Annotated in this window: 22 protein-coding genes; 17 read left to right on the forward strand and 5 right to left on the reverse strand. The window is 32.4% G+C overall.

Annotated features, from left to right (window positions below; all coding sequences use genetic code 11):
• Nucleotides 1-31: 31 nt before the first annotated feature.
• From RH81_RS10505 to RH81_RS16535, 15 genes are all read left to right on the forward strand, one after another.
• The gene (locus RH81_RS10505; RefSeq protein ID WP_033960158.1) at nucleotides 32-1,381 is read left to right on the forward strand and encodes a Na(+)-translocating NADH-quinone reductase subunit A; all 1,350 of its coding nucleotides are present in this window, start codon (nucleotides 32-34) and stop codon (nucleotides 1,379-1,381) included.
• Nucleotides 1,381-2,607 carry an NADH:ubiquinone reductase (Na(+)-transporting) subunit B gene (locus RH81_RS10510; protein ID WP_033960159.1) on the forward strand — a complete coding sequence of 409 codons (1,227 nt, stop codon included), beginning with the start codon at nucleotides 1,381-1,383 and terminating at the stop codon, nucleotides 2,605-2,607. Before RH81_RS10505 ends, RH81_RS10510 begins: the two co-directional genes overlap by 1 nt.
• Nucleotides 2,608-2,609: 2 nt before the next feature.
• On the forward strand, nucleotides 2,610-3,359 hold the full coding sequence (locus RH81_RS10515) for a Na(+)-translocating NADH-quinone reductase subunit C (RefSeq protein ID WP_033960160.1): 750 nt from the start codon (nucleotides 2,610-2,612) through the stop codon (nucleotides 3,357-3,359).
• A gap of 4 nt (nucleotides 3,360-3,363) precedes the next feature.
• A complete protein-coding gene (locus tag RH81_RS10520) occupies nucleotides 3,364-4,008 on the forward strand; it encodes an NADH:ubiquinone reductase (Na(+)-transporting) subunit D (protein ID WP_033960161.1) in 645 nt (214 codons plus the stop codon).
• Nucleotides 4,009-4,060: 52 nt separating this feature from the next.
• The gene (gene nqrE, locus RH81_RS10525; RefSeq protein ID WP_081988277.1) at nucleotides 4,061-4,786 is read left to right on the forward strand and encodes an NADH:ubiquinone reductase (Na(+)-transporting) subunit E; all 726 of its coding nucleotides are present in this window, start codon (nucleotides 4,061-4,063) and stop codon (nucleotides 4,784-4,786) included.
• Nucleotide 4,787: 1 nt separating this feature from the next.
• The gene (nqrF, locus tag RH81_RS10530) at nucleotides 4,788-6,101 is read left to right on the forward strand and encodes an NADH:ubiquinone reductase (Na(+)-transporting) subunit F (RefSeq protein WP_033960163.1); all 1,314 of its coding nucleotides are present in this window, start codon (nucleotides 4,788-4,790) and stop codon (nucleotides 6,099-6,101) included.
• A gap of 180 nt (nucleotides 6,102-6,281) precedes the next feature.
• Nucleotides 6,282-7,145 (forward strand): hypothetical protein, encoded by an 864-nt coding sequence (locus RH81_RS10535; RefSeq protein ID WP_033960164.1) that lies wholly within the window; start codon nucleotides 6,282-6,284, stop codon nucleotides 7,143-7,145.
• Nucleotides 7,146-7,313: 168 nt separating this feature from the next.
• Nucleotides 7,314-8,177: a DUF4846 domain-containing protein gene (locus RH81_RS10540; protein WP_241478981.1), complete on the forward strand. Its 864-nt coding sequence runs from the start codon at nucleotides 7,314-7,316 to the stop codon at nucleotides 8,175-8,177.
• A 20-nt stretch (nucleotides 8,178-8,197) separates the two neighbouring features.
• On the forward strand, nucleotides 8,198-8,575 hold the full coding sequence (locus RH81_RS10545) for a hypothetical protein (protein ID WP_033960168.1): 378 nt from the start codon (nucleotides 8,198-8,200) through the stop codon (nucleotides 8,573-8,575).
• Nucleotides 8,576-9,571, forward strand: coding sequence for an FAD:protein FMN transferase (locus RH81_RS10550; RefSeq protein ID WP_033960169.1), 996 nt, complete (start codon nucleotides 8,576-8,578; stop codon nucleotides 9,569-9,571).
• A gap of 93 nt (nucleotides 9,572-9,664) precedes the next feature.
• On the forward strand, nucleotides 9,665-11,647 hold the full coding sequence (locus RH81_RS10555) for a tetratricopeptide repeat-containing sensor histidine kinase (protein WP_033960170.1): 1,983 nt from the start codon (nucleotides 9,665-9,667) through the stop codon (nucleotides 11,645-11,647).
• 1 nt (nucleotide 11,648) lies between these two features.
• Entirely contained in the window at nucleotides 11,649-12,401 is a 753-nt protein-coding gene (locus RH81_RS10560; RefSeq protein WP_033960171.1) for a LytR/AlgR family response regulator transcription factor, read from the forward strand.
• Between the two features lie 209 nt (nucleotides 12,402-12,610).
• A complete protein-coding gene (locus tag RH81_RS16530) occupies nucleotides 12,611-14,293 on the forward strand; it encodes a T9SS type A sorting domain-containing protein (RefSeq protein WP_052172516.1) in 1,683 nt (560 codons plus the stop codon).
• Nucleotides 14,294-14,450: 157 nt separating this feature from the next.
• A complete protein-coding gene (locus tag RH81_RS10570; RefSeq protein WP_033960174.1) occupies nucleotides 14,451-18,437 on the forward strand; it encodes a choice-of-anchor Q domain-containing protein in 3,987 nt (1,328 codons plus the stop codon).
• Nucleotides 18,438-18,731: 294 nt separating this feature from the next.
• Complete coding sequence (locus RH81_RS16535) at nucleotides 18,732-20,603, forward strand: leucine-rich repeat domain-containing protein (RefSeq protein ID WP_052172517.1); 1,872 nt, start codon at nucleotides 18,732-18,734, stop codon at nucleotides 20,601-20,603.
• 93 nt (nucleotides 20,604-20,696) lie between these two features.
• Here the strand turns inward: RH81_RS16535 and RH81_RS10580 are convergent, their stop codons facing one another.
• The 3 genes from RH81_RS10580 to map are packed head-to-tail and all read right to left on the reverse strand — an operon-like array spanning nucleotide 20,697 to nucleotide 22,490.
• Nucleotides 20,697-21,461, reverse strand: a complete 765-nt coding sequence (locus tag RH81_RS10580) for a class I SAM-dependent methyltransferase (RefSeq protein WP_033960176.1) — start codon at nucleotides 21,459-21,461, stop codon at nucleotides 20,697-20,699.
• Nucleotides 21,462-21,467: 6 nt separating this feature from the next.
• Nucleotides 21,468-21,665, reverse strand: a complete 198-nt coding sequence (locus tag RH81_RS10585; protein WP_033960177.1) for a GldL-related protein — start codon at nucleotides 21,663-21,665, stop codon at nucleotides 21,468-21,470.
• Nucleotides 21,666-21,671: 6 nt separating this feature from the next.
• A complete protein-coding gene (map, locus tag RH81_RS10590) occupies nucleotides 21,672-22,490 on the reverse strand; it encodes a type I methionyl aminopeptidase (protein ID WP_033960178.1) in 819 nt (272 codons plus the stop codon).
• Between the two features lie 125 nt (nucleotides 22,491-22,615).
• Here map and RH81_RS10595 point away from each other — a divergent pair, with 125 nt between their 5' ends.
• Complete coding sequence (locus RH81_RS10595; RefSeq protein ID WP_033960179.1) at nucleotides 22,616-23,881, forward strand: acetyl-CoA hydrolase/transferase family protein; 1,266 nt, start codon at nucleotides 22,616-22,618, stop codon at nucleotides 23,879-23,881.
• Between the two features lie 4 nt (nucleotides 23,882-23,885).
• On the opposite strand, the gene RH81_RS10600 is transcribed toward RH81_RS10595, so the two are convergent.
• Complete coding sequence (locus RH81_RS10600) at nucleotides 23,886-24,299, reverse strand: BT0820 family HAD-type phosphatase (RefSeq protein WP_033960180.1); 414 nt, start codon at nucleotides 24,297-24,299, stop codon at nucleotides 23,886-23,888.
• Nucleotides 24,300-24,347: 48 nt separating this feature from the next.
• Nucleotides 24,348-25,871, reverse strand: a complete 1,524-nt coding sequence (gene gpmI, locus RH81_RS10605; RefSeq protein WP_033960182.1) for a 2,3-bisphosphoglycerate-independent phosphoglycerate mutase — start codon at nucleotides 25,869-25,871, stop codon at nucleotides 24,348-24,350.
• A 258-nt stretch (nucleotides 25,872-26,129) separates the two neighbouring features.
• Between gpmI and RH81_RS10610 the strand changes: the two genes are divergently transcribed.
• A complete protein-coding gene (locus RH81_RS10610) occupies nucleotides 26,130-26,516 on the forward strand; it encodes an ankyrin repeat domain-containing protein (RefSeq protein WP_033960184.1) in 387 nt (128 codons plus the stop codon).
• The last annotated feature ends 26 nt before the right edge of the window (nucleotides 26,517-26,542 follow it).

The raw sequence follows: 26,542 nt of genomic DNA on the forward strand, positions 1-26,542 counted from the left end.
TTTTTAGACAACTAATTTCAATAAAAAGCGTATGTCAAAAGACATTAAGATTAAAAAAGGTCTAGATATAAAACTTGTAGGCGAAGCTGAGAAATCAGTAGAACAAGCCATTATAAGTAATTTCTGCACTATCAGACCTGAAGATTTTCACAGCGTTATTCCAAAACTTGTTGCAAAAGAAGGAACTACCTTAAAAGCAGGCGATGTTATCTTTTATGATAAATCAAATGAAGAGGTAAAGTTTGTTTCTCCAGTTTCTGGGACTGTGATTGAAGTATTAAGAGGTCCTAAACGACGTATTGATGCTGTTAAGATTCAAGCAGACAGAGAACAGTCTTATAACGATTTTGGTAAGTTCAATATGAACTCAGATGCCAAAACAACTAAAGCTCATTTATTAGCCTCAGGATGTTGGCCTTTTATAAAGCAAAGACCGTATGACGTTATTGCTAATCCTGAAAAATCACCAAAAGCGATTTTCATTTCAGGTTATGCAACTGCGCCTTTGGCAGCTGATTTAGACTTTGTTTTACAAGGTAAAGAAGCTGAATTACAAGCCGCTGTTTCTGCGCTTTCAAAATTAACTGAAGGTCAAGTGCATATTGGTGTTGGATCGAGAAATTCGCCTTTGGCGAGTATGACTGATGCAACAATTCATAATGTATCTGGTCCTCATCCGGCAGGAAATGTTGGAACTCATATCAATAAAATTGATCCAGTAAATAAAGGCGAAGTTGTTTGGACTGTTAATGCTCAAGACTTGGTTATTATTGGTGAATTATTAATGACAGGAAAACTAAATGCTGAGCGTGTTGTTGCTTTAGCAGGTTCTTCCGTTAAGAAACCAAGATATTTCAAAACTAGAATAGGAAGCGAAGTTGCTACTATGGTCTACGATAATGGAGTAGAAAAAGATGGTAACGATCGTATTATCTCTGGTAATGTATTATCAGGGAAACAATTAAAGCCAGATGGAAGTTTAGGGTATTACGATAATGTGATTTCTGTAATCCCTGAAGGTGACGATTATGAACTTTTTGGCTGGACTAAACCAGTTTTTAATAAAATTTCAACGTCAAGAGCTCTAACTTTTTCTTGGTTAACACCTAAGAAAAAATTTGCGTTAAACACCAATACCAATGGTGAACATCGTGCTTTTGTTGTTACAGGTTCTTATGAAAAAGTATTTCCATTAGATATTTATCCAATGCAAATATTAAAGGCTTGTAAATATGAAGATTTAGATGAAATGGAAGCTTTAGGAATGTACGAGGTTGCACCTGAAGATTTTGCATTGACAGAATTTATATGCGTGTCTAAACAGCCACATCAAGATATTATTAGAAAAGGTTTAGACTTAATGCTTAAAGAAATAGGATAATGGGTTTAAAAAGTAGTTTACATAATTTTAAAGAAAAGAATAAGGACAAAAAATGGTTGCCAGCATTTTCTGCAATACATACGTTTTTATTCTTACCTAATGAGACAACTCATAATGGGACTCACATTAAAGTAGCCGATGATTTAAAGCGTACCATGAATACCGTTATTATGGCGATGGTACCTTGTTTAATCTTCGGAATGTTTAATGCTGGATATCAACATCATTTAGCTTTTGGAGACATTCAACAAGCAACAGGAGGTTTCTTTAGTTCAGCATTTTGGACTATGGACAACTTTATGGTTGGCTTCTGGAAGGTGATTCCATTAGTGATAGTTTCTTATGGTGTGGGTTTAGCTATTGAGATTCTATTTGCTATGAAAAATAGTCACGAAGTAGAAGAAGGATACCTAGTAACAGGAATGTTAGTGCCTTTAATTGTACCAATTGATACACCACTTTGGATGCTAGCAGTAGCAGTTGCCTTTGGTGTTGTTATTGGTAAAGAAGTGTTTGGAGGTACAGGAATGAATATTCTAAATCCTGCTTTAACTATTAGAGCCTTTTTATTCTTCGCGTATCCAACGTGGATGTCTGGAGATAAAGTTTGGGTTGAAGGCGCAGTTGAGCGTGATCAAATGATAGCAGCTGGTGAAAATCTTGATGCAATTTCAGGAGAAACTATTCTAGGTAGCTTAGCACAAAATAAAGAAGTAGGTTATGAGGTCATGGATATGTTCTATGGATTAATTCCTGGTTCTGTTGGAGAAACATCAGTATTATTAATTCTATTAGCTGGATTGTTTTTGATTTTCACGAAGATTGGAAGTTGGAGAATCATGTTGTCTTCAGCTATAGGAGCTTTAGTAATGGGATTAATATTTAATGGTGTTGTGAGTTCAGGATGGATTACTGAATCAAGTAAATTCTATGGCTTAATGAGTACAGAATTTTGGCATCACCTATTAATTGGTGGATTTGCTTTTGGAACTGTCTTTATGGCAACCGATCCAGTAACGGCTTCACAAACTAATAAAGGAAAATGGATTTACGGATTTCTAATTGGATTTATTTCAATCATGATTCGTGTATTTAATCCAGCATATCCAGAAGGTGTTATGTTAGCCATTCTATTAATGAATGTATTTGCACCAACTATCGATCATTATGTAGTGCAAGGAAATGTAAAACGTCGTATGAAACGTCTAAAAGTTAAAACAGCTTAACGATGGAAAAGAGAACAGATAAAAATTCGTATACTCTAATATTTGCCATAATCATGGTATTAGTAGTAGGATCATTGTTGGCTTACTTAGCTTCAGCATTAGAACCAACTATTACAGAAAACAAACGTTTAGAGAAACAACAAAATATTCTCTATGCAATGGGAATTAATAATAATGAAGGGACTTCTGCAAATTTTGTAACTACAGAGGAAGCACCTGAATTATTTGATAAATTCATTAAGCAGCAATTAGTTGTAAGCTATAATGGTCAGGCAACAGAGAATGATCAAGCGTATTTAATTGATGTAAAAAAAGAGCAAGCTAAAGCTAAAGATGGTGGAGTAAGACAATTACCATTATTTGTTGGAGAAGATGAAAAAGGTAAAAAATATTACATCGCTCCAATTAGAGGTAAAGGTCTTTGGGATGCTATTTGGGCTTATGTAGCTATGGATGAAAACATGGTAGTACAAGGCGCTTATTTTGATCACAAAGGAGAAACTCCTGGTTTAGGTGCTAATATCAAACAACGCTACTTCATGGACGACTTTATTGGAGAACATTTAATGTCTAATGGAAGTTTTAAAGGGATTAATGTTGCTAAAGGTAATGCTGATCCTAAAAACAATGATAAAACAGATAATGAGGTCGATGCAATCGCTGGCGCAACTATTACAGGTGACGGTGTTTCTGCAATGATTAGAAGCGATTTGAAGCTTTATGTACCTTATTTCAAAAACCTAAAAAAATAATAGTATGGGCTTACTTTCAAAAAAAGACGCAGCTTTAATAAAAGACCCTTTAGCAGATAATAACCCGATTACGATTCAGGTATTAGGGATTTGTTCTGCTTTAGCAATTACTGCTGAATTAGAAGCATCAATAGTTATGTCAATATCTGTACTATTTGTATTAGGTGTTGGTAACGTGGTGATCTCTTTAATGCGAAACATTATTCCTTCAAAAATTAGAATTATTGTACAACTTATCGTTGTGGCAACTTTGGTAATTATTGTGGATTTAGTATTAAAGGCTTTTGCTTATGAATTAAGTAAAACACTTTCAGTATTTGTAGGATTAATTATTACAAACTGTATTATCATGGGACGTTTTGAAGCCTTTGCTTTAGGTAATGGTCCTTGGAAATCTTTCTTAGACGGAATTGGTAACGCTTTAGGTTATGCTGTGATATTAATTATAGTAGGATTCTTTAGAGAGCTTTTAGGATCAGGAACTTTATTAGGGATTCCTGTATTGGGAGATCCAATTGAAAAAACTGGATTGTATTCTATTGGTTATGAGAATAACGGATTCATGTTATTGTCACCAATGGCATTAATCGTAGTAGGAATTATTATTTGGGTACAACGTTCAAGAAATAAAGCATTAGTAGAAGATTAAAAATTGAATTGTCATTCTGAATGTAGTTCAGGATGTCATCAAAATATAGAATATGGAACACTTAGAATTATTTTTTAAATCGATATTTATAGATAACATGGTATTTGCAACATTCTTAGGGATGTGTTCTTACCTAGCTGTATCTAAAAAAGTAACTACTGCAGTTGGTCTTGGAGCTGCTGTGATTTTCGTACTAGCTATAACAGTGCCTTTGAACTGGTTATTGGATCAATATGTATTACAACCTGGAGCTTTATCTTGGTTAGGAGCAGAGTATGCAGATTATGATTTAAGTTTCTTATCATTTATCATGTTTATTGCAACCATTGCAACAATGGTACAATTGGTAGAAATCGTGGTAGAGAAATTCTCTCCATCATTATATAACTCACTTGGTATTTTCTTACCACTTATTGCTGTAAACTGTGCCATTTTAGGAGGTTCATTATTTATGCAATCTAGAGAAATTGCAACTTTAGGCTTAGCAACTACTTACGGGATTGGATCAGGTATAGGTTGGTTCTTAGCCATTTTAGCGATTGCAGCTATTCGTGAGAAAATTAGATATTCTAACGTGCCACCTGCATTAAGAGGATTAGGAATTACATTTATTATTACAGGACTTATGGCTATTGGTTTTATGAGTTTTGGAGGAATGTTAACTGGTGGTGACGAAGAAGCAACAGAAACAACAAGTGGAGAGACAACAGTTGAAGTACAAGTAGTAGCAACTGAAGAAAATACAGATTTAGCTAACAACACTAAAATAGAAGAGTAGTATGATTTTAGCAGCAGGAACATTAGGAACCGTCTTAGCAACAGTAGCAGCGTTTTTACTAGTAACATTAGTGCTAGTGTCGTTGTTATTATTTGTAAAACAAAAATTATCACCATCTGGTCCAGTAAAAATCTTGATTAATGGTGAAAGAGAAATTGAAGTGGCATCTGGAAGTACATTATTAACGACTCTAGGAGCTGAAAAAATATTCTTACCATCAGCATGTGGTGGTGGTGGAACATGTATACAATGTGAGTGTCACGTCCTTTCTGGAGGTGGTGAAGCATTGCCTACAGAAGTACCACATTTCAGCAGAAAAGAATTAGCACATGGTGCACGTTTATCTTGCCAAGTGAAGGTGAAGCAGAATATGGAAATTACAATTCCTGAAGAAGTTTTCGGAATTAAGAAATGGGAAGCTACTGTAGTTTCTAATTATAATGTGGCGACGTTTATTAAGGAATTTGTTGTTGAAATTCCTGAAGACATGAATTATAAAGCTGGAGGATATATTCAAATTGAAATTCCTAATTGTGAAATTAAGTTTTCAGAAATGGATGTTTCTGCACATCCACAAGATCATCCAGGAGAGCCAGATAAGTTTAAAGCAGATTGGGAGAAGTTTGGATTATGGCCTTTGGTTATGAAAAACGAAGAACTCGTTGAAAGAGCTTATTCTATGGCTTCTTATCCTGCTGAAGGAAGAAAAATTATGCTTAATGTTCGTGTTGCAACACCTCCTTTCGATCGTGCCAAAGGTGGCTGGATGGATGTAAATCCTGGTATCGCTTCGTCTTATATTTTTAATCAAAAAGTAGGAGATAAGGTAATAATTTCAGGACCTTATGGTGAATTCTTTATCAATGATTCTGAATCAGAAATGTTGTATGTAGGTGGTGGTGCTGGTATGGCTCCAATGCGTTCTCATTTATACGAATTATTTAGAACCTTAAAAACTGGACGTAAAGTAACGTATTGGTATGGTGGACGTTCTAAAGCTGAATTATTTTACATACATTACTTTAGAGCATTAGAAAAAGATTTTCCAAACTTTAAATTCTATTTAGCATTATCTGAACCAATGGAACAAGATAATTGGAAAGTTAAAACTGATATTAATGATGAAGCTGGTGATGGTTTTGTAGGATTTATACACAATTGTGTAATTGATAACTATTTAAATCACCATGAGTCACCAGAAGATATTGAATTGTATTTCTGTGGACCACCATTAATGAATCAAGCAGTTCAAAAAATGGGTGAAGATTTTGGTATTCCAGATGAACACATTAGATTCGATGATTTCGGAGGCTAGGCTACTAAGTTATATTTGAAGATAATTATGAATTCGTTATTGATGCGGATATCAAATAAAAAAACAACCAACTCATTATGAGTTGGTTGTTTTTTTATATATAAGCCCTTAATAGTTTTGTAGTATTTGGCTTGTTAAAACATTATTCTATATTTGTTGAAATCAATTAAAATTTACTTTATGAGACATTTATTTTTATTTGCCCTAGCACTAGTTGTATTTTCTTGTTCATCAGATGATAGTAGTAGTAGCGATGATGATGGCATGTTACCAGGTGGTAGTAACGGTACATTAATTAAAACCGTTAAAAAAGTGGCAGCAGGTGGTGTTGTTGAAGAACGGTATGATTACCAATACAATGCTCTTGGGAATATTACTAAATTGACTTCAGTAACAATATATGGACAAACAATTACGACGTTCCAATATGATGCAAATGACATCATGATATCATTTACAGAAGTAAAAACAGATCCGTTTGATGACGTAAGAACTGAGATAGATTACCTTGAATATGATAATGATCTGATTATTGGTATATGCCAAGACATTACTTATGACAACGTACAGTCTTCATTTGATGATCCTGAGGTTGATAAAATTGAATTTGAATATAACAACGCACAGTATGTAAGTATGTTTACACACTATTATGAAGAGGACGCTGAGTTTAATACGTGTGATGATGTATCTAGTATGTCAAATACTGAAGATTTAGAATATAATGCAAGCGGAAATATGTCAAGGTATGAGAATAGTGATTACTTCTGGACACCTAGTTATTTAACGTATACTTACGATGATAAAAATCATCCTTATGCTAAAGTTAAACCAGATGCATTTAGAAAACTTTATGGGTTTTCAACAATTAATAATATAAACTCAGCTAATGAGTATAATGCAGATACTGATGAATTAATGGGAACAATAGCTTTTAGCTACCAGTTTAATTCAAATAACTACCCAACAGTATTAGAACGTACGTATACAGAATCTGGAGGTGCTCCAGGTCAAGCAACGAGATATGAGTATACTTATTATTAGTATATCTAAGTAATACAAAATAAAAAAACCAACTCAATCGAGTTGGTTTTTTTGTACTCCATCATTTCATAATCAATAAGTAATATATCATAATCAAAAGTTAATTTTTCAGTATTTAATACGAAATATATAAATTATTGCGTTCCAGTATATATGAAAAATCTACTTATGATTATTGCAACTTTAATTACACTTATTGTTTTAGGTGCTGGTGCAGTGCAGTATAAATCTGTAGAAAATACGATTGGTTCAGGTATAGAAAGTATTGAAATTTCGAATTTAATAAATAAAGACAACCTCACTATTTTATCTAGAGTTAATGCTCCTAAAGGCTATAAACGTGTTATCTATACCGAAGGTAGTTTCCAAGATTACCTTAGAAACTATAACCTTAAACCTTTTGGAAGCAAAATAATTAACTATGACGCTTCTCAATATTTCTGGCAAGGTGGACATGTTGGTGTATTGGAAATCCCTGTCCCTAAAAATGGTCTGCAACAATGCGCAGATGCATTAATTAGAATACGAAGTGAATTCCTATGGGATAATAATCGTAAAGATGAAATTGGTTTTAATTTCACTTCTGGTCATTATTGTTCATGGAACAAATATGCAGAAGGCTTTCGGCCAAAAATCAATGGCAATAAAGTTACTTTTAGTAAAACAGCTCAGGCTAATCATACAAAAGACAATTTTTATAAATATCTCAATTTAATTTATATGTATTCTGGAACTTTGTCCTTATACAATGAACTCGCTAAAGTCAATAATGCTAAGACACTTAAAATTGGTGATATGCTCATCAAAGGCGGTTCTCCAGGTCATATCGTTATGATTTGCGATGAGGTAGTTAACGATCAAGGCGAGAAGTTATTTCTACTATTTCAAGGCAATACGCCTGCTCAAAGTGTGCATTTGGTTAAGAATCTTGAAGATTCAAATATGTCACCTTGGTATCAACTTAAAAAAGATGCAGAGATTCCTGTGTCTAATTATACATTCAGTAGCTCAAAATTTGTAAGATTTAAATAGCAAGTTTGTATCTTTGCAGTATGAGTAAAGCACTTACAAAGCAAGAAATTCACAACTTGGCAATGAATCACGTTGGTAAAGATTTAGAACAACGAGGTTTTGAGTTTGTAGCCATTAATAGCAAGTTGAAAAAACACCCTCAATTTGTGTGTATTGATAAAAATAGTCAGTACTTTTTTGTGATTGTAAAAGCTGTGTTGCTTCCTGAAAATCCTAATAATTTTGATATGGTCTGGATGGAAACTTTTAAAAAGCACGCGTTTGATAAAGACGCAAAAGTCTTATATGCAGGTGTTGGTTTAGGAAATCCTAATGGCGAAGACTTGCCAGTCTATCTCAATGAAGACTATCTCATAGAATACAATGGTATTCAAGTCATCGAACATAATCTTAATTAAATGAAACAATTTACGTTTGTATTAATGCTATTCGTATTGTTTTCTTGTAAAGAGGAAACAAAACAAATTCAGTCAACACTAGAAAATACTAAAGTTTCAGGTCCAGTTTTTGGAACTTCATTTTCTGTAATTTATAATTCTGAAATTAATTATACCAAAGAGTTTGATAGTTTGTTTGCTGTTGTTAATCAATCGATGTCAACTTATATTCCCGATTCAGATATTTCTAAGTTAAATAGAAATGAAACTATTGTGATGGATAAACATTTTGTAAAGGTGTTTTCAGCATCAAAAAAAATCTATAAAGCTACAGAAGGCGCTTTTGACCCAACGATTGGAGACGTGGTTAATGCATGGAGTTTTGGAGCTGATAAAAATAAGTTTTTAACCGATAGTACAACGATTGAAAATCTCATGCGCTTTGTTGGATTTGATAGAGTGATGATGATTGATAATAACGTCAACAAACAACCACAAACCTATATTGAATTTAATGCTATTGCTAAAGGCTATGGTGTAGATGTGATTGCTGATTTTTTAAAACATAAAAACATCACGAATTATCTTGTAGAAATAGGAGGAGAGATTCGTGCGAGTGGAAGGAATGTGGAAAAAGAAACACCTTGGAGAGTAGGACTTGATGAGCCGCGATTTGATGGTGAGCAATCGGTTTTAAAAGGAATTACATTGTCCAATGTTGGTATGGCAACCTCAGGCACTTACCGAAAATTTAAAACGGATGACAACGGAAATCGGTATGCACATATTATTAATACAAAAACAGGCTATCCTACAAAAACCAATATCTTAAGTGTATCTGTAATTGCTAAAGATTGTATGACCGCAGATGGGTATGCTACAGCCTTTCAAGCAATGGGAATTGAGAAAGTGACCGAGTTTTTAAAATCGCATCCAGAATTAAAAGCATTTTTAGTTTTTGAGAATGATAAACAAGAATTTGAAACACTGTCCATAAATAACTTTCCAGAGCAATAGAATATTTGTATTACAAACCCAAAGTCGCATTTCAGCAATTCAAAGGGTTGTTATATCTAATTTTACATCACTTTTGCATTCTATGCTACCCTTATGAAAAACGCATTACTATTATTTATCACAATCCTTTCATTTCAATTTGTTAATGCTCAACAAAGAGAAATAGACAGTTTAGAACAAATACTTTCTAAAATAGAAGTTGATAGCTTAAAAAGACAAAAATCAGTTGAATTTATTAATTTTTACCGTCACAGAGATTCTGAGGTACACTTATATGTTTTAACCAAGTTGCTTAATAAAAGTATTGAAGATGGAAATGAGAGCCTTCAAAGTAAATGGATTAAAGAAAAAGCATTGTATCATAGAATACAGGGTAATATTGATTCTTCTCTTGTGTTTAGTAAAAAAGCTCTTGAAATAGGAGAAAAACTACAGAATTTTGAACTAATAATTGATGCTAAAACATCCCTTTCTTCTGCTTATCAATCTAAAGGTGATTATACTAAAGCAATAGAATTGTCACTTGAAATGCTTAAAGATCATGAGGACCAAGGCAAAGAAGATGAAAAAAACTATCTCATAACTAAATATAATCTTTCAGGTGCTTATTATGCTATTGAAGAATATCGTAAATCCTTAGATTTAGTAGAATCATTGTACAATAACCCTAAAGTTAAAGAAGATGATGAGTTTTTGTCTGAAGTGTGTTTGCAAATTGCTGCAGTTAAATACCAACTAGATGAAACGGATGATGCTATAACATATGCCAAACATGCAGAGTCTATTGAAAAGAGACCTTATTTAAAGGCTATGATTTATAGTGTCTTAGGCTCATTATATAATGAAAAAGGAGATCATGAAAAGACAAACGAGTATTTAAAAAAGTCACTTCCTGTTTTTGAAGACATGGGAGATCAAACACGAATCATTGCTACTATGCAAAATATTGGAAATAATTCAATGTTTTTAGGAGAATATGATTTGGCTGTGCAACAATTAAAGGAAGTTGAGATAATGTTATCAAAAGAGAAGCATCCAAATTTAGCTAACCTAGAGGTCAATTTTAGAGTGTTGTCAGAAGTTTATGAAAAGAAGTTAGATTACAAAAATGCTCTGTATTATTCAAATAAAGAAACGATTGTACGTGATAGCGTTTTAGGTATAGAAAAGAAAAAGGCCATTAGCGATATTGAAATAAAGTACGATACAGAAAAAACGAGAAGAGAGAAAGAAACAGCAGAACAGCAAGTTGTTATCACAAAACTCGAGAGTCAGAAAAATAAAAACTTGTTTATAGGTTCTATAACTATTGCAGGCCTATTATTACTGGCATCAGTCTTTTATTTTAGTCGATTGAAAGCTGAAAAGAATGCAGAATTAGTAACGATTGAACTTAGAGAAACACAAAAACGATTAGCAATAGAAAAGCAGTATAAAGATTCAGAATTAAAAGCTTTAAAAGCACAAATGAACCCTCATTTTATATTTAATGCATTAAATTCTATTCAAGATTATATTGTTTTGAATCAAAAAAATCTAGCTAGTGATTATTTAGGAAAGTTTGCAGATTTAATCCGTAATTATCTTCATTTTAGTGATACGGGTTTCATTTCTATTCCAGACGAAGTTCATAATTTAAATCTTTATTTAGAACTCGAAAAGTTGCGTTTTGAAGAACAGTTAGAATATACTTTTGAAGTAACTGATGCAGCGAATTCTGAGATGATGAAAATTCCAACAATGCTTATTCAGCCTTATATAGAAAATGCTTTAAAGCATGGCTTGTTGCACAAAAAAGATAATAGAAAACTGAGTGTTTCTATATCTAAATTTTCTAATAAAATAGTAGAATGTGTCATTGAAGATAATGGTATTGGTAGAGAAAAATCTAAAGAAATCAATCAGAAACGAGAATCACAGCATAAGTCCTTTGCCTTAAAAGCAACAACAGAACGGTTAGATTTGTTAAACTATGGTCGCGATAAAAAGATAGGTGTTGAGTTTATAGATTTAAAAGAGAATGATATAGCTACAGGAACTAAAGTGATGTTGAAAATCCCAATCTTAAAAAAATAATATGAAGGCACTTATAATAGACGACGAAAAAAAAGCAAGACAAGTTTTGCGCATTTTAATTGAAGAAAACTGCCCAAAAATTACACAAATTTTTGAAGCTGAAGATCTGCTTTCTGGAGTAGAACTTATAAAACAAGAAACGCCTAGTATTGTTTTTTTAGACATTGAAATGCCTGAACATTCTGGCCTTGAGATTTTAAATTTTATTGAAAAAGAGGTTTATAATTTTGAAATTATATTCACCACAGCCTATAGCGAATACGCTATACAAGCCTTTCAATTGTCTGCAATAGATTATTTATTGAAACCTGTAAGACCAAGTCAAGTAAAAGAAGCTGTTAATAAAGCTATAGCATTTTTGGGTAACTCTCAAATTGATACTCGCCTAGCTGAGTTAAAATCAAGTCTACAAGATTCTAACTTTAAAAAAATAGGTTTACCGAATGCCGATGGTATTAAGTTTGTAGATTTTACAGACATTATTATGTTAGAAGCAGATGGAATGTACACTAATGTTTCAACTACTTCTGATGGAAGTATTTTAGTTAGTAAACCTCTAAAGTTCTTTGTAGATATCCTTCATGATATAAAATCTTTTTATCGTCCGCATCGCTCACACCTTATCAATTTATCTTACATCAAAGAATATATTAAAAAAGATGGTGGTTATATCGTGATGGAAAATAACAAAACCGTATCGATCTCTAATGACAAAAAGGAAGAGTTCTTAACTATTGTTCAAAATATAGGCTAGTATGGTTTAGAAACATAAAATGGTAGCGTTTCAACAAAACGTTTTATCAAGCAGTAAGTTATAGTTTTTGTTAAAATCTCGTAAGTTTTTTTAAGCTTACGAGATTTTTTTTGTTTTAGAAGTTGACAATTGTATTTCAGAAGTTGCCTCTATTTTTTAAATATGTCTTATAGGATATTTGCTCTCATAAATCTAAAATTAAACCTTTTATGAAAACAAGAATACTTTTACTGTTACTTACAGTATTTACGATGAGTAGTAATGCTCAAACTTTTAATTGGGAAGGCGGAACCACAATCAATGGAGGTGGGACTTACGTAAGGCAGACTATTTCTGGTGTACAAGTTGAATGTACAAACTCTTCAAATGCTCTTCAGCATATTCATGGTGGTGGTTTTGCTGGATCTAGTGGTTATGTTGTAAGCAGTGGACCTAATACAACTTCATTGACTGTTAGTTTTAATGCTGCTATAAATATTCAATCTATTTATACGCTTGATGGAAATTCAAGTGCTACTGATGATTGGACATTTACACCAATTGGAGGAACAAATTCTAATGTAGTACAAAGTATTGGAGGGGCAATAGGTGTTAATGTTAATGTTAACTGGACAAATGTTACAGCATTTACAATTACAAGTGCTAATGGTGTTGATAGATTTACTATAGATGATATTGTATTTACGCCATATACAGGACCAACTTGTACCGTAAACATACCAGATGCAAATTTTAAATCTTATTTAGTAGGAAACACAGCTATAAATACTAATAACGATACAGAAATAGATTGTACTGAAGCTACTGCTTTTACGGGAACTATATATGCTTATAACCTATCTATATTAGATTTAACAGGTATTGAAGCTTTTACTAATATTACTGAACTAAATACTGCTTATAATTCATTAACAAGTATAGATGTTTCGAATAACACGGCTTTAACAATATTAAATGTTGTTTATAATGATTTAACAAGTTTAGATGTTTCAAATAATATTGCTTTAACAGAATTGTATTGTAGAAGTAATTATACCTTAACAAGTTTAGATACTTCTGCTAATACAGCTTTAACTATGCTATCGTGTTTTCAGAACGCTATAACAAGTTTAGATGTTTCCGCTAATACAGTATTAATGTCTTTATCTTGTTCTACTAATGCTTTAACAAGTTTAGATATTTCAAATAACATAGCTTTAACAGAATTGTATTGTAGTGATAATTCTTTAACAGGTTTAGATGTTTCTACTAATACAGTTTTAACAGAATTATATTGTGATGAGAATTCGTTAGCAAGTTTAAATATTTCTGGTGCAACAGCTTTATTAGAATTATATTGTGGTGATAATCCATTTACAAGTTTAGATTTATCTACCAATACAGCTTTAACTTATTTACGTTGTAACGCTACTTCGCTAACAAGTATAGATCTGTCTGCTAATACAGTCTTATCAACTTTATATGGTCATAATAATACGTCTTTAACAAGTTTAAATGTAGCAAATGGAAATAACAGTAATTTTAATTATTTCTATGCTGCAGACAATTCAAGCTTAACGTGTATAGAAGTAGATAATGTTGCTTGGAGTGATGCAAATTGGGCGGTAGGCAAAGATACCATGGCAAGTTTTAGTACAAATTGTTCTACATTAAGCGTAGATGAATTTACATTGAACACAGTATCTCTATATCCAAACCCAACAACTTCAGTTTTAAATATTGAAATCGCTCAAGGATTTAATCAAGCTATTATTTATTCGATGTTAGGAAAGGAAATATTAAGGACTCAAAATAAAAATATTGATGTGTCAAGTTTGTCAAACGGACTCTTTTTAATTAAAATTGAAAACGAATCAGGAAACGTTTTAAGCAAACGATTTATCAAACAGTAAAGCATAGTCTTCAACAGTATTTAAAATCTCGTAAGTGTTGAACTTACGAGATTTTTTGTTTTAGAAGTCGAAACTAACATTTCAGAAATTGGCTTGATATTACTGAGTCTTCATAGTAGATATTTGTTTTATAACAATAATTAAAACCAAATTTATTATGAAATCAAAATTACTTTTAATCTTATGCTTAATGGCAAGCTTCTTTGGCTTTGCTCAACTACCTACCGACGAAATAGCTAGATATTCTTTTACTAGCGGAAGTCTTATAAATGAGGTAACACCAGGAGCTGAAGATTTGGCGCAAACAGGAACAGCAACACTAAATGTAAATGATCGCTTTGCGACAACAACAAATGCTAAACAACTTAATGGAGACTATCTTACAAGAGGGAATTTTAATTCTACAAATAGCTCTTTAAGTTTTTGGATAAAAACAGCAACAAACGATTCGAATTATAGAACTATTTTTGATAAAAGTTTTCGTTCTGGAGCAGGTTTCGGAACATTTGAAACAGGATTTCATATCTATCAAAAAGATGGGCAAGTAGGAATTCAAGGTTCTTACGTACAAAGTAATGCTCCAGGAGGCGCAAATACACAAAACTCTTTTGATTATACTAATACAGAATTAATAGATGATGATGAGTGGCATCATGTTGTTGTAACGATGACTCGTACTTATCCAGAGGTTGGTAATTTTGCAAATGCACAGTACCTCTTAACTTATAATTTTCATATTTTTATAGACGGTGTTTCACAATCATTCACAAAAACGAATCAAAATTCTTTTTCTATAGACAATCCTTTAAATGCGAATCAAAACTTAACGATAGCAAACAAAACTACTGCTTCACCATTAACAAATGCAAATGTATATTTAGATGAGATTGATGATATTTATTTATATGAAAGAGCATTATCAACTCCAGAAGTTAATGCGTTAGCAAACAACTTAGGGTTTTGTTTTCCACCAACTACAGCAGAGTTTTCTATAACCAATACATCTACAACAGCAACGGATATTATTTTTCCAGAAGCAGGTACTTATGATATTGCAGTTGTCGAAAATGGAATGGCATTTGCAAGTGCTACAATTATAAATAGTCAAGGTACTATTAATGGTGTTATTCCTAATCTAGCTCCAAATACAACATACAATGTATATATAAGAAAACATTGTGATTCTGGCTCGCCATCAGCATGGTCAGGTTTTAATCAGTTTACAACAAGTTCAGGAATTGTATATGTAAATCAAACAGCGACAGGATTAAATGATGGAGCGTCTTGGGCAAATGCTCATACAGATTTACAAACAGCATTTACAAATTATACTACTGGTACAGATATTTGGGTGGCTACAGGAACATATGTTCCAGATTTTATTGATACAGCAATTAGTTTCAATATTACAGAAGATAATACTAAAGTATATGGTGGTTTTTCAGGAACAGAAACAAGCTTATCACAAAGAGATATATCAGCAAATCCAACTGTATTATCTGGTGATCTTTTTGCAAATGATGATGCTATACTTAGTTTTGGTAACACAACAAGAGCAGATAACAGTTTACGTGTATTACATATCTTAATAGCAGATGATGTAACGATAGATGGTTTTACGGTAAGTGGTGGAGAGGCTATTGGAAGTGGTGCTGGTATTCATAAAAATGTAGAATCAGACAATTTGGTAATGCGTAATATAATTGTTCAGAACAACGTAGCTGTTAATTCTGGAGCAGGAATGTTATGCCAATTAAATAGAACAGATAACGTACGTATAGAAAACGCTATTTTCAGAAATAATTTGAGTACATACTACTCAGGTATATATGCTTACTTTTTTAAATCATCAAGTCAAATAGCCAACGTGAACCTTCAAAATGTTTTATTTGATGCGAATAAAATTGAAGATGCGCCAGGAAGACAAGGTCAAACCGGTCCAGCAGGTGGTTTTAAAGCTAATAATGCAGGAGATTTAAACTTATATATGCGTAACTGTACAGTCGTAAACAATACAGATCAAGGTACATTAACTTATGCGTTTAGAGGTGCGATATATACAGATGGAACACAAGGACAAATGGCTTTCTATGCATACAATTCTATTTTCTGGAATAACTCACGAAATGGGAATGTGTTAAATTCTCAAGGATTTGGTGCTAATATCGAAAGAGCAAATAATGTTATTGCAGAGGACGGTTTACTAAGTTTCCCAGCAGTTTGGAGAGTTAATGTTACTACAGACAATCCTTTATTTACAGATTTATCAGGAGGCGATTATTCGTTACAAGGTGGTTCACCAGGAATAGATGCTGGAGACAATTCTAAAGTGTTAAATGATGTTATTACAGATTTAGCAGGAGAAGATCGTATTATTTCAACTACTGTTGATCTAGGAGCTTATGAGTTAAGAACAGCATGTAACGAAATATTTAATATACTAATTGCAGAAGTACAAGGCGGAACCAACCTAACAAATATAACTTGGGCGCATTCATTTAATTCTTCTGGTCCTTATGATTTAATTTATGTAGAAAGTGGGCAACCAATGAATATTGGTGCATCAATAACTGGTTTAACAACAGCAAGCCATCAAGTAGTAGGTTTAACGGCTGGTTTTTATGATATTTATGTAAGAGCATATTGTGCTGGAGTTCCAGGTGCATACACCATGACAACCGTAGGTTTCGATACTCCAATTTTTGTTAATGAAAATGCAACTGGATTGAATACTGGTGTAAACTGGCAAAACGCTTTTGTTTTATTAGAAGACGCATTAGCTGTTGCACAAGATGAAGATAAAATATGGATTGCTGGAGGAACGTATACACCACCAACAGGAAGTCGCTCTAATAGATTTACTATTACTCAAAACGATTTAGAAATTTATGGTGGATTTGTTGGAACAGAAACTCTTTTAAGTGAAAGAAATTTTATTACTACAGAAAGTATAATGAGTGGTGATATCAATAATGATGATTCAGGAGTTTCGTATAACGGAAATGGACGTGACGAAAATGCATATCATGTAGTGAAAATCGACGGGAATAACATCTTATTAGACGGTATTGTAGTTGAAGGTGGGCAAGCCAATGCGACATCTGGAGACGACAGATTTGGTGGTGCAATTTTTAAAAGTTATACCGTTACAGATTTGCGTCTTAAAAATTCAACATTTAGAAACAATTTCGCTATTGCTGGAGCTGCTGTTTATTCTAGATTCGATTCAGGTGGACATTTAGATATTCAAAATAGTAGTTTTCACTACAATCTATGTTCTTATGGTGGAGGAGTTTATACAGCTACTGGAGCAAGTCAAGTATATAGTGTAACCATAGCAAATAGTTTATTCTATAGTAATACATCCCAAAATAATACAGGAACAAATGGGTATACAGGAAGCGCTATATGGTTAAGAGCTAGTGGAAGCGGAGTAACATTAACATCTAATATTGTTAATTGTACGTTTGCAGAGAATACAGATATTGGTACACAAGCAAGTACGCAACGTGGTGCTGTAAGTTTATCAAAAGGAACTGGTTCTGCACATAGTACTACAATTTCTAATACTATTTTTTATGGAAATAAAGGCGCGTCAAATGTTGTAACTCCAGCATTAACTAGAGGTCATACAACATTTGTTAATGCGATTTCTGTTGATAATTCTATAGCAGAAGATGATTTTTCTACAGTTCCTCCTTCGGTGAAGAATAATACTTCTAACGTTGATCCATTATTTGCAAATGTATTAACCAACGATTATACATTAACAGCAAGTTCTCCAGCAGTAAACACAGGAGATAATACTTATGTAATTGGTAATGCCGATTTACAAGGAAACCAACGAATTTTTGGTACTACTGTAGATATGGGAGCATATGAGTATAGTTCTACTTTAGGAATTAATGATTTTAGTTTAGGAGAAAATCAAATTAAACTGTATCCAAATCCAGCTAGTTCTAAATTGAATATTCAAATGAAAACTATTCTAAAAAGTGTTGCTATTTTGAATATTCAAGGTCAAATAGTAATAGAAAGTACTTCAACACAAATAGATATTTCAAATCTGTCTAATGGTATGTACATTATTAGTATTGAAGATCAAAATGGATTTGTTTCAACAAAACGATTTATAAAAAACTAATAATTAATTTAAAGAAAGTTGAGCTGTGTTTATAAGCTCAACTTTCTCTTTTTTTATAACATATGAATTATTTTAGAAAGAATAAATTAGAACTATTTCTTGTACTATTCTATATAATTGTAGGTTTTATCATAACGTTATTTTTTTAAAATGAGTTGAAGTCGATATCAAGAATTAAAGGTGTTTTTAGTATTTGAAAATAATGAACAAGAACTTGAAACGCTGCCCTTAAACGGATTTCCTTATTAACAAAAAAAAAGGTTATATTAAAGTGCTAATTCTTAATGCTATATCATGAAAACGATATTCCTTTTTTTACTACTTAGTGCTTTTCCGTTAAATTCAAATGCTCAATGTACAGACTTTGTAAATATTCCAGACGCTGACTTTAAATCATATTTGCTTAGTAGTTGGTTAGGTATAGATACTAATAATGATGATGAAATTAGTTGCACAGAAGCAATGGCTTATGATGGAGAAATAGATATTAATAATTATGTTAATATCTTGGACTTGACAGGATTGGAAGCATTTGTTAATCTTGAAATGTTAGATTGTGGTAATATTGAATTAACTAGTTTAGATGTTTCAAGTAATACAGAATTACGAGAGTTAACCTGCAATAATAATGCATTAACTAGCTTAGATGTTTCAAATAATAGTGCATTACGTAGGTTAATATGTAGTAACAATACACTAACAAGTTTAAATGTATCTAGTAATGTAGCATTGCTAGAGTTATTCTGCAATAATAATACATTAACAAATTTAAATGTCTCTAACAACCTTGAATTACAATTTTTATATTGTGGTAGTAATATGTTAACCAGCTTAGATGTTTTAAGTAATTCAATGTTGCGTGAGCTAAGTTGTTTCAATAATGCTTTACCTAGTTTAGAACTAACAACCAATACTATATTACGGGAATTGTTTTGTAATGACAATGCATTAGCTAATTTGGATGTTTCAAATTGTCCGCAATTAAATAAATTAAGATGTGGTAATAATAATTTGAATAGTCTAAATGTTTTAAGTAATACACTATTAAAAGAATTAAGATGTGAAAGCAATACAATATCAAGTATAGATGTTTCAAACTGTGTTCAGCTAACAGACTTGTATTGTAGTTCCAATAATTTAACAAGTTTAAATGTATCTACTAATACAGGATTAATTACCTTATCCTGTTCAAACAATTCTTTAACGAGTTTAGACATTTCTAATAATACAATGTTATCGGATTTATCTTGTAATTATAATGCTCTTTTTGATTTGAACGTGTCAAATAATACTAATTTACAGTTTCTAAATTGTTCTAATAATACGCTAACAGGTTTAGATTTATCAAATAATACATTTTTGGGCTATCTGGATTGTAGTTATAATGCAATAGATATAATTGGCTTTGCAAACAATCCAAACTTATATGGTTTAAATTGCGATAGTAATAATTTAACAGTTTTAGATGTAGGTAATCCTCTATTAGAGACTTTATCTTGTAATGACAATGCATTAACTAATTTAGACATGTCTAATAATGCTAACTTGTTGTATTTAAGTTGTTCTGGAAATGATTTGACGAATTTAGATGTTTCAAATAATACTCAATTAGAAAGCATCCTTTGTAGTAATAATTTACTAACAAGTTTGAGTCTACCTGGTTTCTCACCATCTTTTTATAGTTTAGATTGTTCATATAATGTTTTAACAAGTATAGATGTGTCTAATTTATTCTTAATTAACTTCAATTGTTCTAATAATGTCCTAACGAATTTAAATGTTGCCAATGACTATAACTTGGATATTTTAGATTTTAATGCTACAAGCAATGTAGATTTAAATTGTATACAAATTGATGATGGGTTTACACCTCCAGTCACTTGGTTAAAAGATGCTAGTGCTACTTACAATGAAGATTGTGATAACTTAAGCACAGATGAGTTTTTTACCGAAACCGTTACTATTTACCCAAATCCTGCACAAAACGAACTTCACATACAATCAAATGTGCCAATACAAAAAGTAGAAGTATTTAACCTTTTAGGTCAACAAGTTATAGAAAGCAATGCAACAACACTTGATGTTTCAAATTTAACTGAAGGGTTATATCTGGTAAAAGTGTTTAGTATCGGAAAAGAGTCTACTTATAAAGTTCTTAAAAAGTAGTTTTTATGTGACCTTTTAAAATATGTGTGTCCTATAATTGCTATTAATCTATTATATAAAAAGTTGTTCTAAATGTATTTAGTTTAGCTTTTTTTATTTAAAAACTACAGGGATAATCTCACCGTTTGCTAGGCAATATTTAGTAACGTCTGCTTCGGAAAGTTTAGCCGTATAATCAACTTCCTCTACCTTAAAGCCAATACTTCGAAGTTTGTCAAAATAATCTCGACCATATACACGAACATGATCGTATTGGCCAAATATTTTTGCGCGTTCTTTTCGGTCTGTAATTGTATTATCTTCAAACGTTTCCGCTCGTGATAAATCTTGTGGAATTTGAAAAACACCATAACCTCCAGGTTTTAATACACGAAACAATTCTTGCATAGCTTTCGTGTCATCAGGTATATGTTCTAACACATGATTGCATAAAATCACATCGTAACTATCATCTTCAAACGGAAGGTCACAAATGTCTGCTTTTACGTCAGCAATTGGAGATTCTAAATCTGTAGTTGTATAATTAATATGCTTAAGTTTTTTAAAGCGATTTAAAAAACACTGTTCTGGAGCAAAGTGAAGTACACTTTTTTCTGCTGAGAAAAAATCTGTTTCCGCTTTCAAGTACAACCATAACAATCTGTGGCGTTCTAGTGATAGTGTAGAAGGCGATAAGACGTTGTTACGTTGATTGCCATAGCCATAAGGTAAAAAGTTTCTAAAACCCTTCCCATCTATTGGATCTGTAAAGGTGTTTCCTCTTAAAAAAAAAGCAAGAACAGGTCGAGCAACATAGCTTAACCTAATTAGTAAAGGTCTAGGAATTGTATTTAGAATTATTTTGAAGAGTTTTTTCAAATTAAACTACCAGTTTAAAAAGTCTTTAGATTTATCTGAACTTAGGATTTTCCATATTAAAAGAACTATAAAAATCACTTTTATCAATGATCCTAAAGTAAAAATTTCATCTGCAAATTGCCAATGTTGTATTTTAAATAAGGTACCAACAATGGTGCACAAAAATCCAATTAAAATAACAACTAATAAATACTTTATTTTCATGATCTTTTAGAGTACAAGGTCTTCTTTTCTGAATTCATCTTCTTCAGTAGAGGTAATTCCTAAAGCTTCATGAACATATGCAAAGGTTGATAAAATTTCAGGTTTGCCATCTACTATAGCAATATCGTGTTCAAAATGAACACTTGGTTTTCCGTCCTGAGTAACAATTGTCCAACCATCGTCAAGTTGTTTAACCTTATGAGTTCCACCATTAATCATAGGCTCTATTGCTACAACCATACCTTCAATGAATTTTTTTCCACGACCTCTTCGACCATAGTTTGGCATTTCAGGATCTTCATGCATTTTTCTACCTAAGCCATGACCAACTAATTCTCGTACAACACCATATCCATGAGCTTCACAATAGTTTTGAATAGCATAACCAACATCACCAACACGATTACCAACTTTTAATTCACGAATACCAACATACAACGATTCTTTAGTAATTTGAATCAGTTTCTTTGTTTCTGGTGCTACCTCTCCAATTTCGAAAGTATACGCATGATCACCATAAAAACCATTCATTATTGAACCACAATCTACAGAAACAATATCTCCACCTTTTAAAGGAATATCTGTAGGTAAACCATGAACAACAGCCTCGTTAACGCTACAAAGTAAAGTTGACGGACAATCGTACAGTCCTAAAAAACCAGGTATAGCACCTTGTTCTCTAATAAAATCTTCAGCGAGTTTGTCTAATTGATTTGTGGTAACACCAGCTTTTATTTCTTTAGCCAGCATTCCTAAGGTTTTAGAAACAACTAATGCACTTTGACGCATTAATTCGATTTCTTCTTTTGTTTTTACTATAATCATCATTAAAAAATATGCGCAAAGATACTTAAATTTAAAATTTAAAAGTTTTAACTTAAACATGATATTTGACAGTTTTTAAATATCAATTCTATACTAACTTTGTATCATTATTAAATCGACATCAAATGTATAAAGCAGTCAGTGCTGAAGAAGCTCTAAAAGTTGTAAAATCAAACGATAAAATTTATATTCAAGCAGCAGCAGCTGTACCATCGGTTCTTGTTAACGCACTTGCAGCTAGACATGCCGAATTGCGCAATGTTACTATTTGCCAGTTACATACTGAAGGTGATGCACCTTATGCTAATCCAGAATATGCTGAAAGCTTTCATGTGAATTCTTTTTTTATAGGACGAAATGTAAGACATACTTTAAAAGCGGGAAATGGTTCGTATACGCCTGTTTTTTTGAGCGAAGTTCCTTTGCTATTTAAACGTAACATAGTTGATTTAAAAGTGGTTCTAATCCATGTGTCTGTTCCAGATCAACACGGTTACTGTTCTTTAGGTGTATCGGTTGAAGCGACCTTGGCTGCGATTGACAATGCAGATCATGTGATTGCTCAGATTAATAAACAAATGCCAAGAACTTTTGGTGATGGCGTTATTCATATTTCAGAAATTGATGCCTTTGTGGAGTGCGATGAACCGTTGCCTGCACATCCAGTTACTGAGCCAACACCAATTGAAACCAAAATTGGAGATTATGTAGCTAATTTAATTGAAGATAGAAGCACCTTACAGATGGGAATTGGTAATATTCCAAATGCTGTGTTATCACAATTGCATAATCATAAAGATTTAGGCTTACACACTGAAATGTTTTCAGATGGCGTTATAGATTTAATTCTAAAGGATGTGATTAATGGTAATTACAAAGGCGTAAATCCTGGTCGAGCTATGGCTACTTTTTTAATGGGTTCTCAGCGCTTATACGATTATGTTGATAATAACCCATTTGTTGAAATGCGATCTTCAGATTATGTAAATGATGTATCGGTAATTAAACAAAACCCAAGAATGGTGGCTATTAACTCTGCTATTGAGGTCGATCTCACAGGTCAGGTTTGTGCTGATTCTATCGGTTCAAAAATGTACTCAGGTGTTGGTGGACAAATGGATTTTATTAGAGGAGCATCATTAAGCGAAGGTGGTAAAGCCATTATCGCATTACCTTCAGTGACTAAAAAAGGAATTAGCCGAATAGTACCGGCTTTAAAAATGGGAGCAGGAGTAGTGACGACTAGAGCACATATACATTATGTAGTTACCGAATATGGTGTTGCTAACTTATATGGCAAAACGATTAAAGAGCGTGTTAATGCCTTAGTGAATATTGCTCACCCAGATCACAGAGAAGACATAGATAAAGCTTATTTTGAAATGATGTAATTGACTATTTCTTGAAGAGTCCTAAAAAACCTTTATTTGGTTTGGTAGTTTTAATGTCGAGTGTTTCATTAGCGATTAAATGATATACTTCGCCCCAACCTAAAACACCACCAATATTTCTATCGTCTATGTAGATATCTGCATAAATTTTTCGACTGACTTTGTTGTCGTATTGCTCTTCAGGGAAACTTTGATTTACGGCATAAAATGTTATACCATTCTCTTTACAAAATTCTACAGCGTCATCAACTTTAGAGCCGCTTCTATAAGTCCATAAGATAAGACGATGGCCATCTTGCTGTAAACGCTTCATAGTCTCAAATGCAAAAATGCGTGCTTTTCCAACTTTTGGATAGGCATCCTCAACAATAGTTCCGTCAAAATCTATGGCAATGACAAGTTTATCTAAAAAGTTCATAGGTTAATCCTTATAAGTGGCAAAAATACAATAATTATCTTTTTAGATTTAAAGGTTTACCAATGATTTTTGCGTCATTGCTTCAGGTTGATCAATATCCATAAGTTTAAGAATTGTAGGTGCTATATCACCTAATATCCCATCTTTAATAACAGTCTTGTCATTATTAATTAAAATAATTGGAACCGGATTAGTAGTATGCGCAGTATGTGGCGAACCGTCAGGATTAATCATAGTTTCGCAATTTCCATGATCGGCAATTAGAATAGTTGTATAGTCCATTTCTAAAGCAGATTCAATAACATCTTTAACACAAATATCAACGGCTTCACATGCTTTAATCGCAGCTTCCATAACTCCTGTGTGACCTACCATGTCTCCATTGGCGAAATTTAAACACACAAAATCAACATCTCCTTTTTTAAGCTCTGGAATTAATGCATCACGAAGTTCAAAAGCGCTCATTTCAGGCTTTAAGTCGTAAGTGGCTACTTTTGGAGAGTTTCTTAAAATACGTGTTTCGCCTTCAAAAGGTTTTTCTTGTCCACCCGAAAAGAAAAAAGTAACATGAGGATATTTTTCAGTCTCAGCAATTCGAATTTGTTGTTTGTGATGTTTTTCTAATATTTCTCCTAACGTTTCTGTGAGGTTATCTTTATTGTAAACAACTTTGATGCCTTTATATGAATCATCATAATTAGTTAAGGTCACATAATACAAATCCAGTTTGTGCATATTTTGCTCATGGAAATCATCCTGAGAAAGTGCTTCGGTAAGTTCTCTTCCTCTATCTGTTCTGAAATTAAAAAAGATTACAACATCTCCAGATTGTATTTTGGTTAGTGGATTGTCATGGTCGTCAACCATTACAATTGGCTTAATAAATTCATCAGTTACATCATTATCATAACTGTTTTGAATAGAATCCGTTGCATTCTTAGAGTATTCACCAATGCCCTTAGCGACCGCATCGTATGCTAATTTTACACGTTCCCAACGTTTGTCTCTATCCATCGCAAAGTAACGGCCAGTAACAGAAGCTAGTTTCGTTTTGGTACCTTTAATGTGAGATTCTAATGAAGTAATAAACCCAAACCCTGATTTTGGATCAACATCTCGACCATCTGTAAATGCATGTATGTAGGATTCTTCTACGCCAGCATTATTTGCTGCGTCAACCAATCCAAATAGATGATTAATATGTGAATGAACACCTCCATCACTAACTAATCCTATAAAATGAACAGGTTTGCTATTAGATTTAGCATAGTCAAATGCATCAATTAATACGTGTTCGTCTTTTAATGTATTATTCTCAACAGCTAAGTTAATCTTAACGAGATCTTGATAAACAATTCTTCCAGCTCCAAGATTCATATGGCCAACTTCACTATTTCCCATTTGTCCCTCTGGTAAGCCAACATGAAGTCCATCAGTTCTTAAAGATGCGTGAGAATAGGTATGGTAAAGTGAATCTATAAAAGGTGTATTGGCATTGTCTATTGCAGAAACTTTTGGGTCAGGAGATTTTCCCCAACCATCAAGAATCATCAAAATAACTTTTTTGTTCATTGTGTTGTATTTGGTTTCAAAGATAAAAGTTTATAAATCGAAATGATAATTATTAGATCATAAAATAAAGTATTTAAAAAATACATGAAGCAATGATTTAAAGGTAGTTATAGCTGTTTTTAGATTTAAGATGCTCTTAACATATTTGTTTAAAATAGTTAAAGAAATGTTATTTATGTTTTTTATGTGTAACACTTTAAGAAATATAGCGTCTATTTAGTATAATCAAAAACAATCAATTAATTAAAATCTTTCATCATGAAAAAATCAGTAATTATCGTTGCAATCGCAATGGCGTTTTCAGTAACAGCATTAAATGCAAAAAATGTAATTAGTAATACTTCAACTTATGAAGTAGTTGTAAAAAAATCAACCGTAAGTCCATTCTGTATCTCTATTGTAAAAGGAGACATCGAAACAGTTCAAAAATTAATAGACTTAGGAATTAATGTAAACAAATCTTCTAAAGGTATGACACCTGCAATGTATGCAGCAAAGTATAACCGTTTAGATATTTTAAAACTTTTAGTTGAAAATGGAGCAAAATTGAAAGCTAAAAGTGACAAAGGTTTGACTGCAAAAAAATATGCAGAAGCATCAAATGCTAAAGATGCCTTATCATATTTAAGAAGTTTAGAATCTTAAAATACAAGTCATTATAAATGACAATT

Source organism: Psychroserpens jangbogonensis, assembly GCF_000797465.1.
GTDB classification, from domain to species: Bacteria; Bacteroidota; Bacteroidia; order Flavobacteriales; family Flavobacteriaceae; genus Psychroserpens; species Psychroserpens jangbogonensis.

Coding starts and splice junctions, on each gene's coding strand:
- RH81_RS10505 (WP_033960158.1), top strand. CDS start 32: ATGTCAAAAGACATTAAGATTAAAAAAGGTCTAGATATAAAACTTGTA.
- RH81_RS10510 (WP_033960159.1), top strand. CDS start 1,381: ATGGGTTTAAAAAGTAGTTTACATAATTTTAAAGAAAAGAATAAGGAC.
- RH81_RS10515 (WP_033960160.1), top strand. CDS start 2,610: ATGGAAAAGAGAACAGATAAAAATTCGTATACTCTAATATTTGCCATA.
- RH81_RS10520 (WP_033960161.1), top strand. CDS start 3,364: ATGGGCTTACTTTCAAAAAAAGACGCAGCTTTAATAAAAGACCCTTTA.
- nqrE (WP_081988277.1), top strand. CDS start 4,061: ATGGAACACTTAGAATTATTTTTTAAATCGATATTTATAGATAACATG.
- nqrF (WP_033960163.1), top strand. CDS start 4,788: ATGATTTTAGCAGCAGGAACATTAGGAACCGTCTTAGCAACAGTAGCA.
- RH81_RS10535 (WP_033960164.1), top strand. CDS start 6,282: ATGAGACATTTATTTTTATTTGCCCTAGCACTAGTTGTATTTTCTTGT.
- RH81_RS10540 (WP_241478981.1), top strand. CDS start 7,314: ATGATTATTGCAACTTTAATTACACTTATTGTTTTAGGTGCTGGTGCA.
- RH81_RS10545 (WP_033960168.1), top strand. CDS start 8,198: ATGAGTAAAGCACTTACAAAGCAAGAAATTCACAACTTGGCAATGAAT.
- RH81_RS10550 (WP_033960169.1), top strand. CDS start 8,576: ATGAAACAATTTACGTTTGTATTAATGCTATTCGTATTGTTTTCTTGT.
- RH81_RS10555 (WP_033960170.1), top strand. CDS start 9,665: ATGAAAAACGCATTACTATTATTTATCACAATCCTTTCATTTCAATTT.
- RH81_RS10560 (WP_033960171.1), top strand. CDS start 11,649: ATGAAGGCACTTATAATAGACGACGAAAAAAAAGCAAGACAAGTTTTG.
- RH81_RS16530 (WP_052172516.1), top strand. CDS start 12,611: ATGAAAACAAGAATACTTTTACTGTTACTTACAGTATTTACGATGAGT.
- RH81_RS10570 (WP_033960174.1), top strand. CDS start 14,451: ATGAAATCAAAATTACTTTTAATCTTATGCTTAATGGCAAGCTTCTTT.
- RH81_RS16535 (WP_052172517.1), top strand. CDS start 18,732: ATGAAAACGATATTCCTTTTTTTACTACTTAGTGCTTTTCCGTTAAAT.
- RH81_RS10585 (WP_033960177.1), bottom strand. CDS start 21,665: ATGAAAATAAAGTATTTATTAGTTGTTATTTTAATTGGATTTTTGTGC.
- map (WP_033960178.1), bottom strand. CDS start 22,490: ATGATTATAGTAAAAACAAAAGAAGAAATCGAATTAATGCGTCAAAGT.
- RH81_RS10595 (WP_033960179.1), top strand. CDS start 22,616: ATGTATAAAGCAGTCAGTGCTGAAGAAGCTCTAAAAGTTGTAAAATCA.
- RH81_RS10600 (WP_033960180.1), bottom strand. CDS start 24,299: ATGAACTTTTTAGATAAACTTGTCATTGCCATAGATTTTGACGGAACT.
- gpmI (WP_033960182.1), bottom strand. CDS start 25,871: ATGAACAAAAAAGTTATTTTGATGATTCTTGATGGTTGGGGAAAATCT.
- RH81_RS10610 (WP_033960184.1), top strand. CDS start 26,130: ATGAAAAAATCAGTAATTATCGTTGCAATCGCAATGGCGTTTTCAGTA.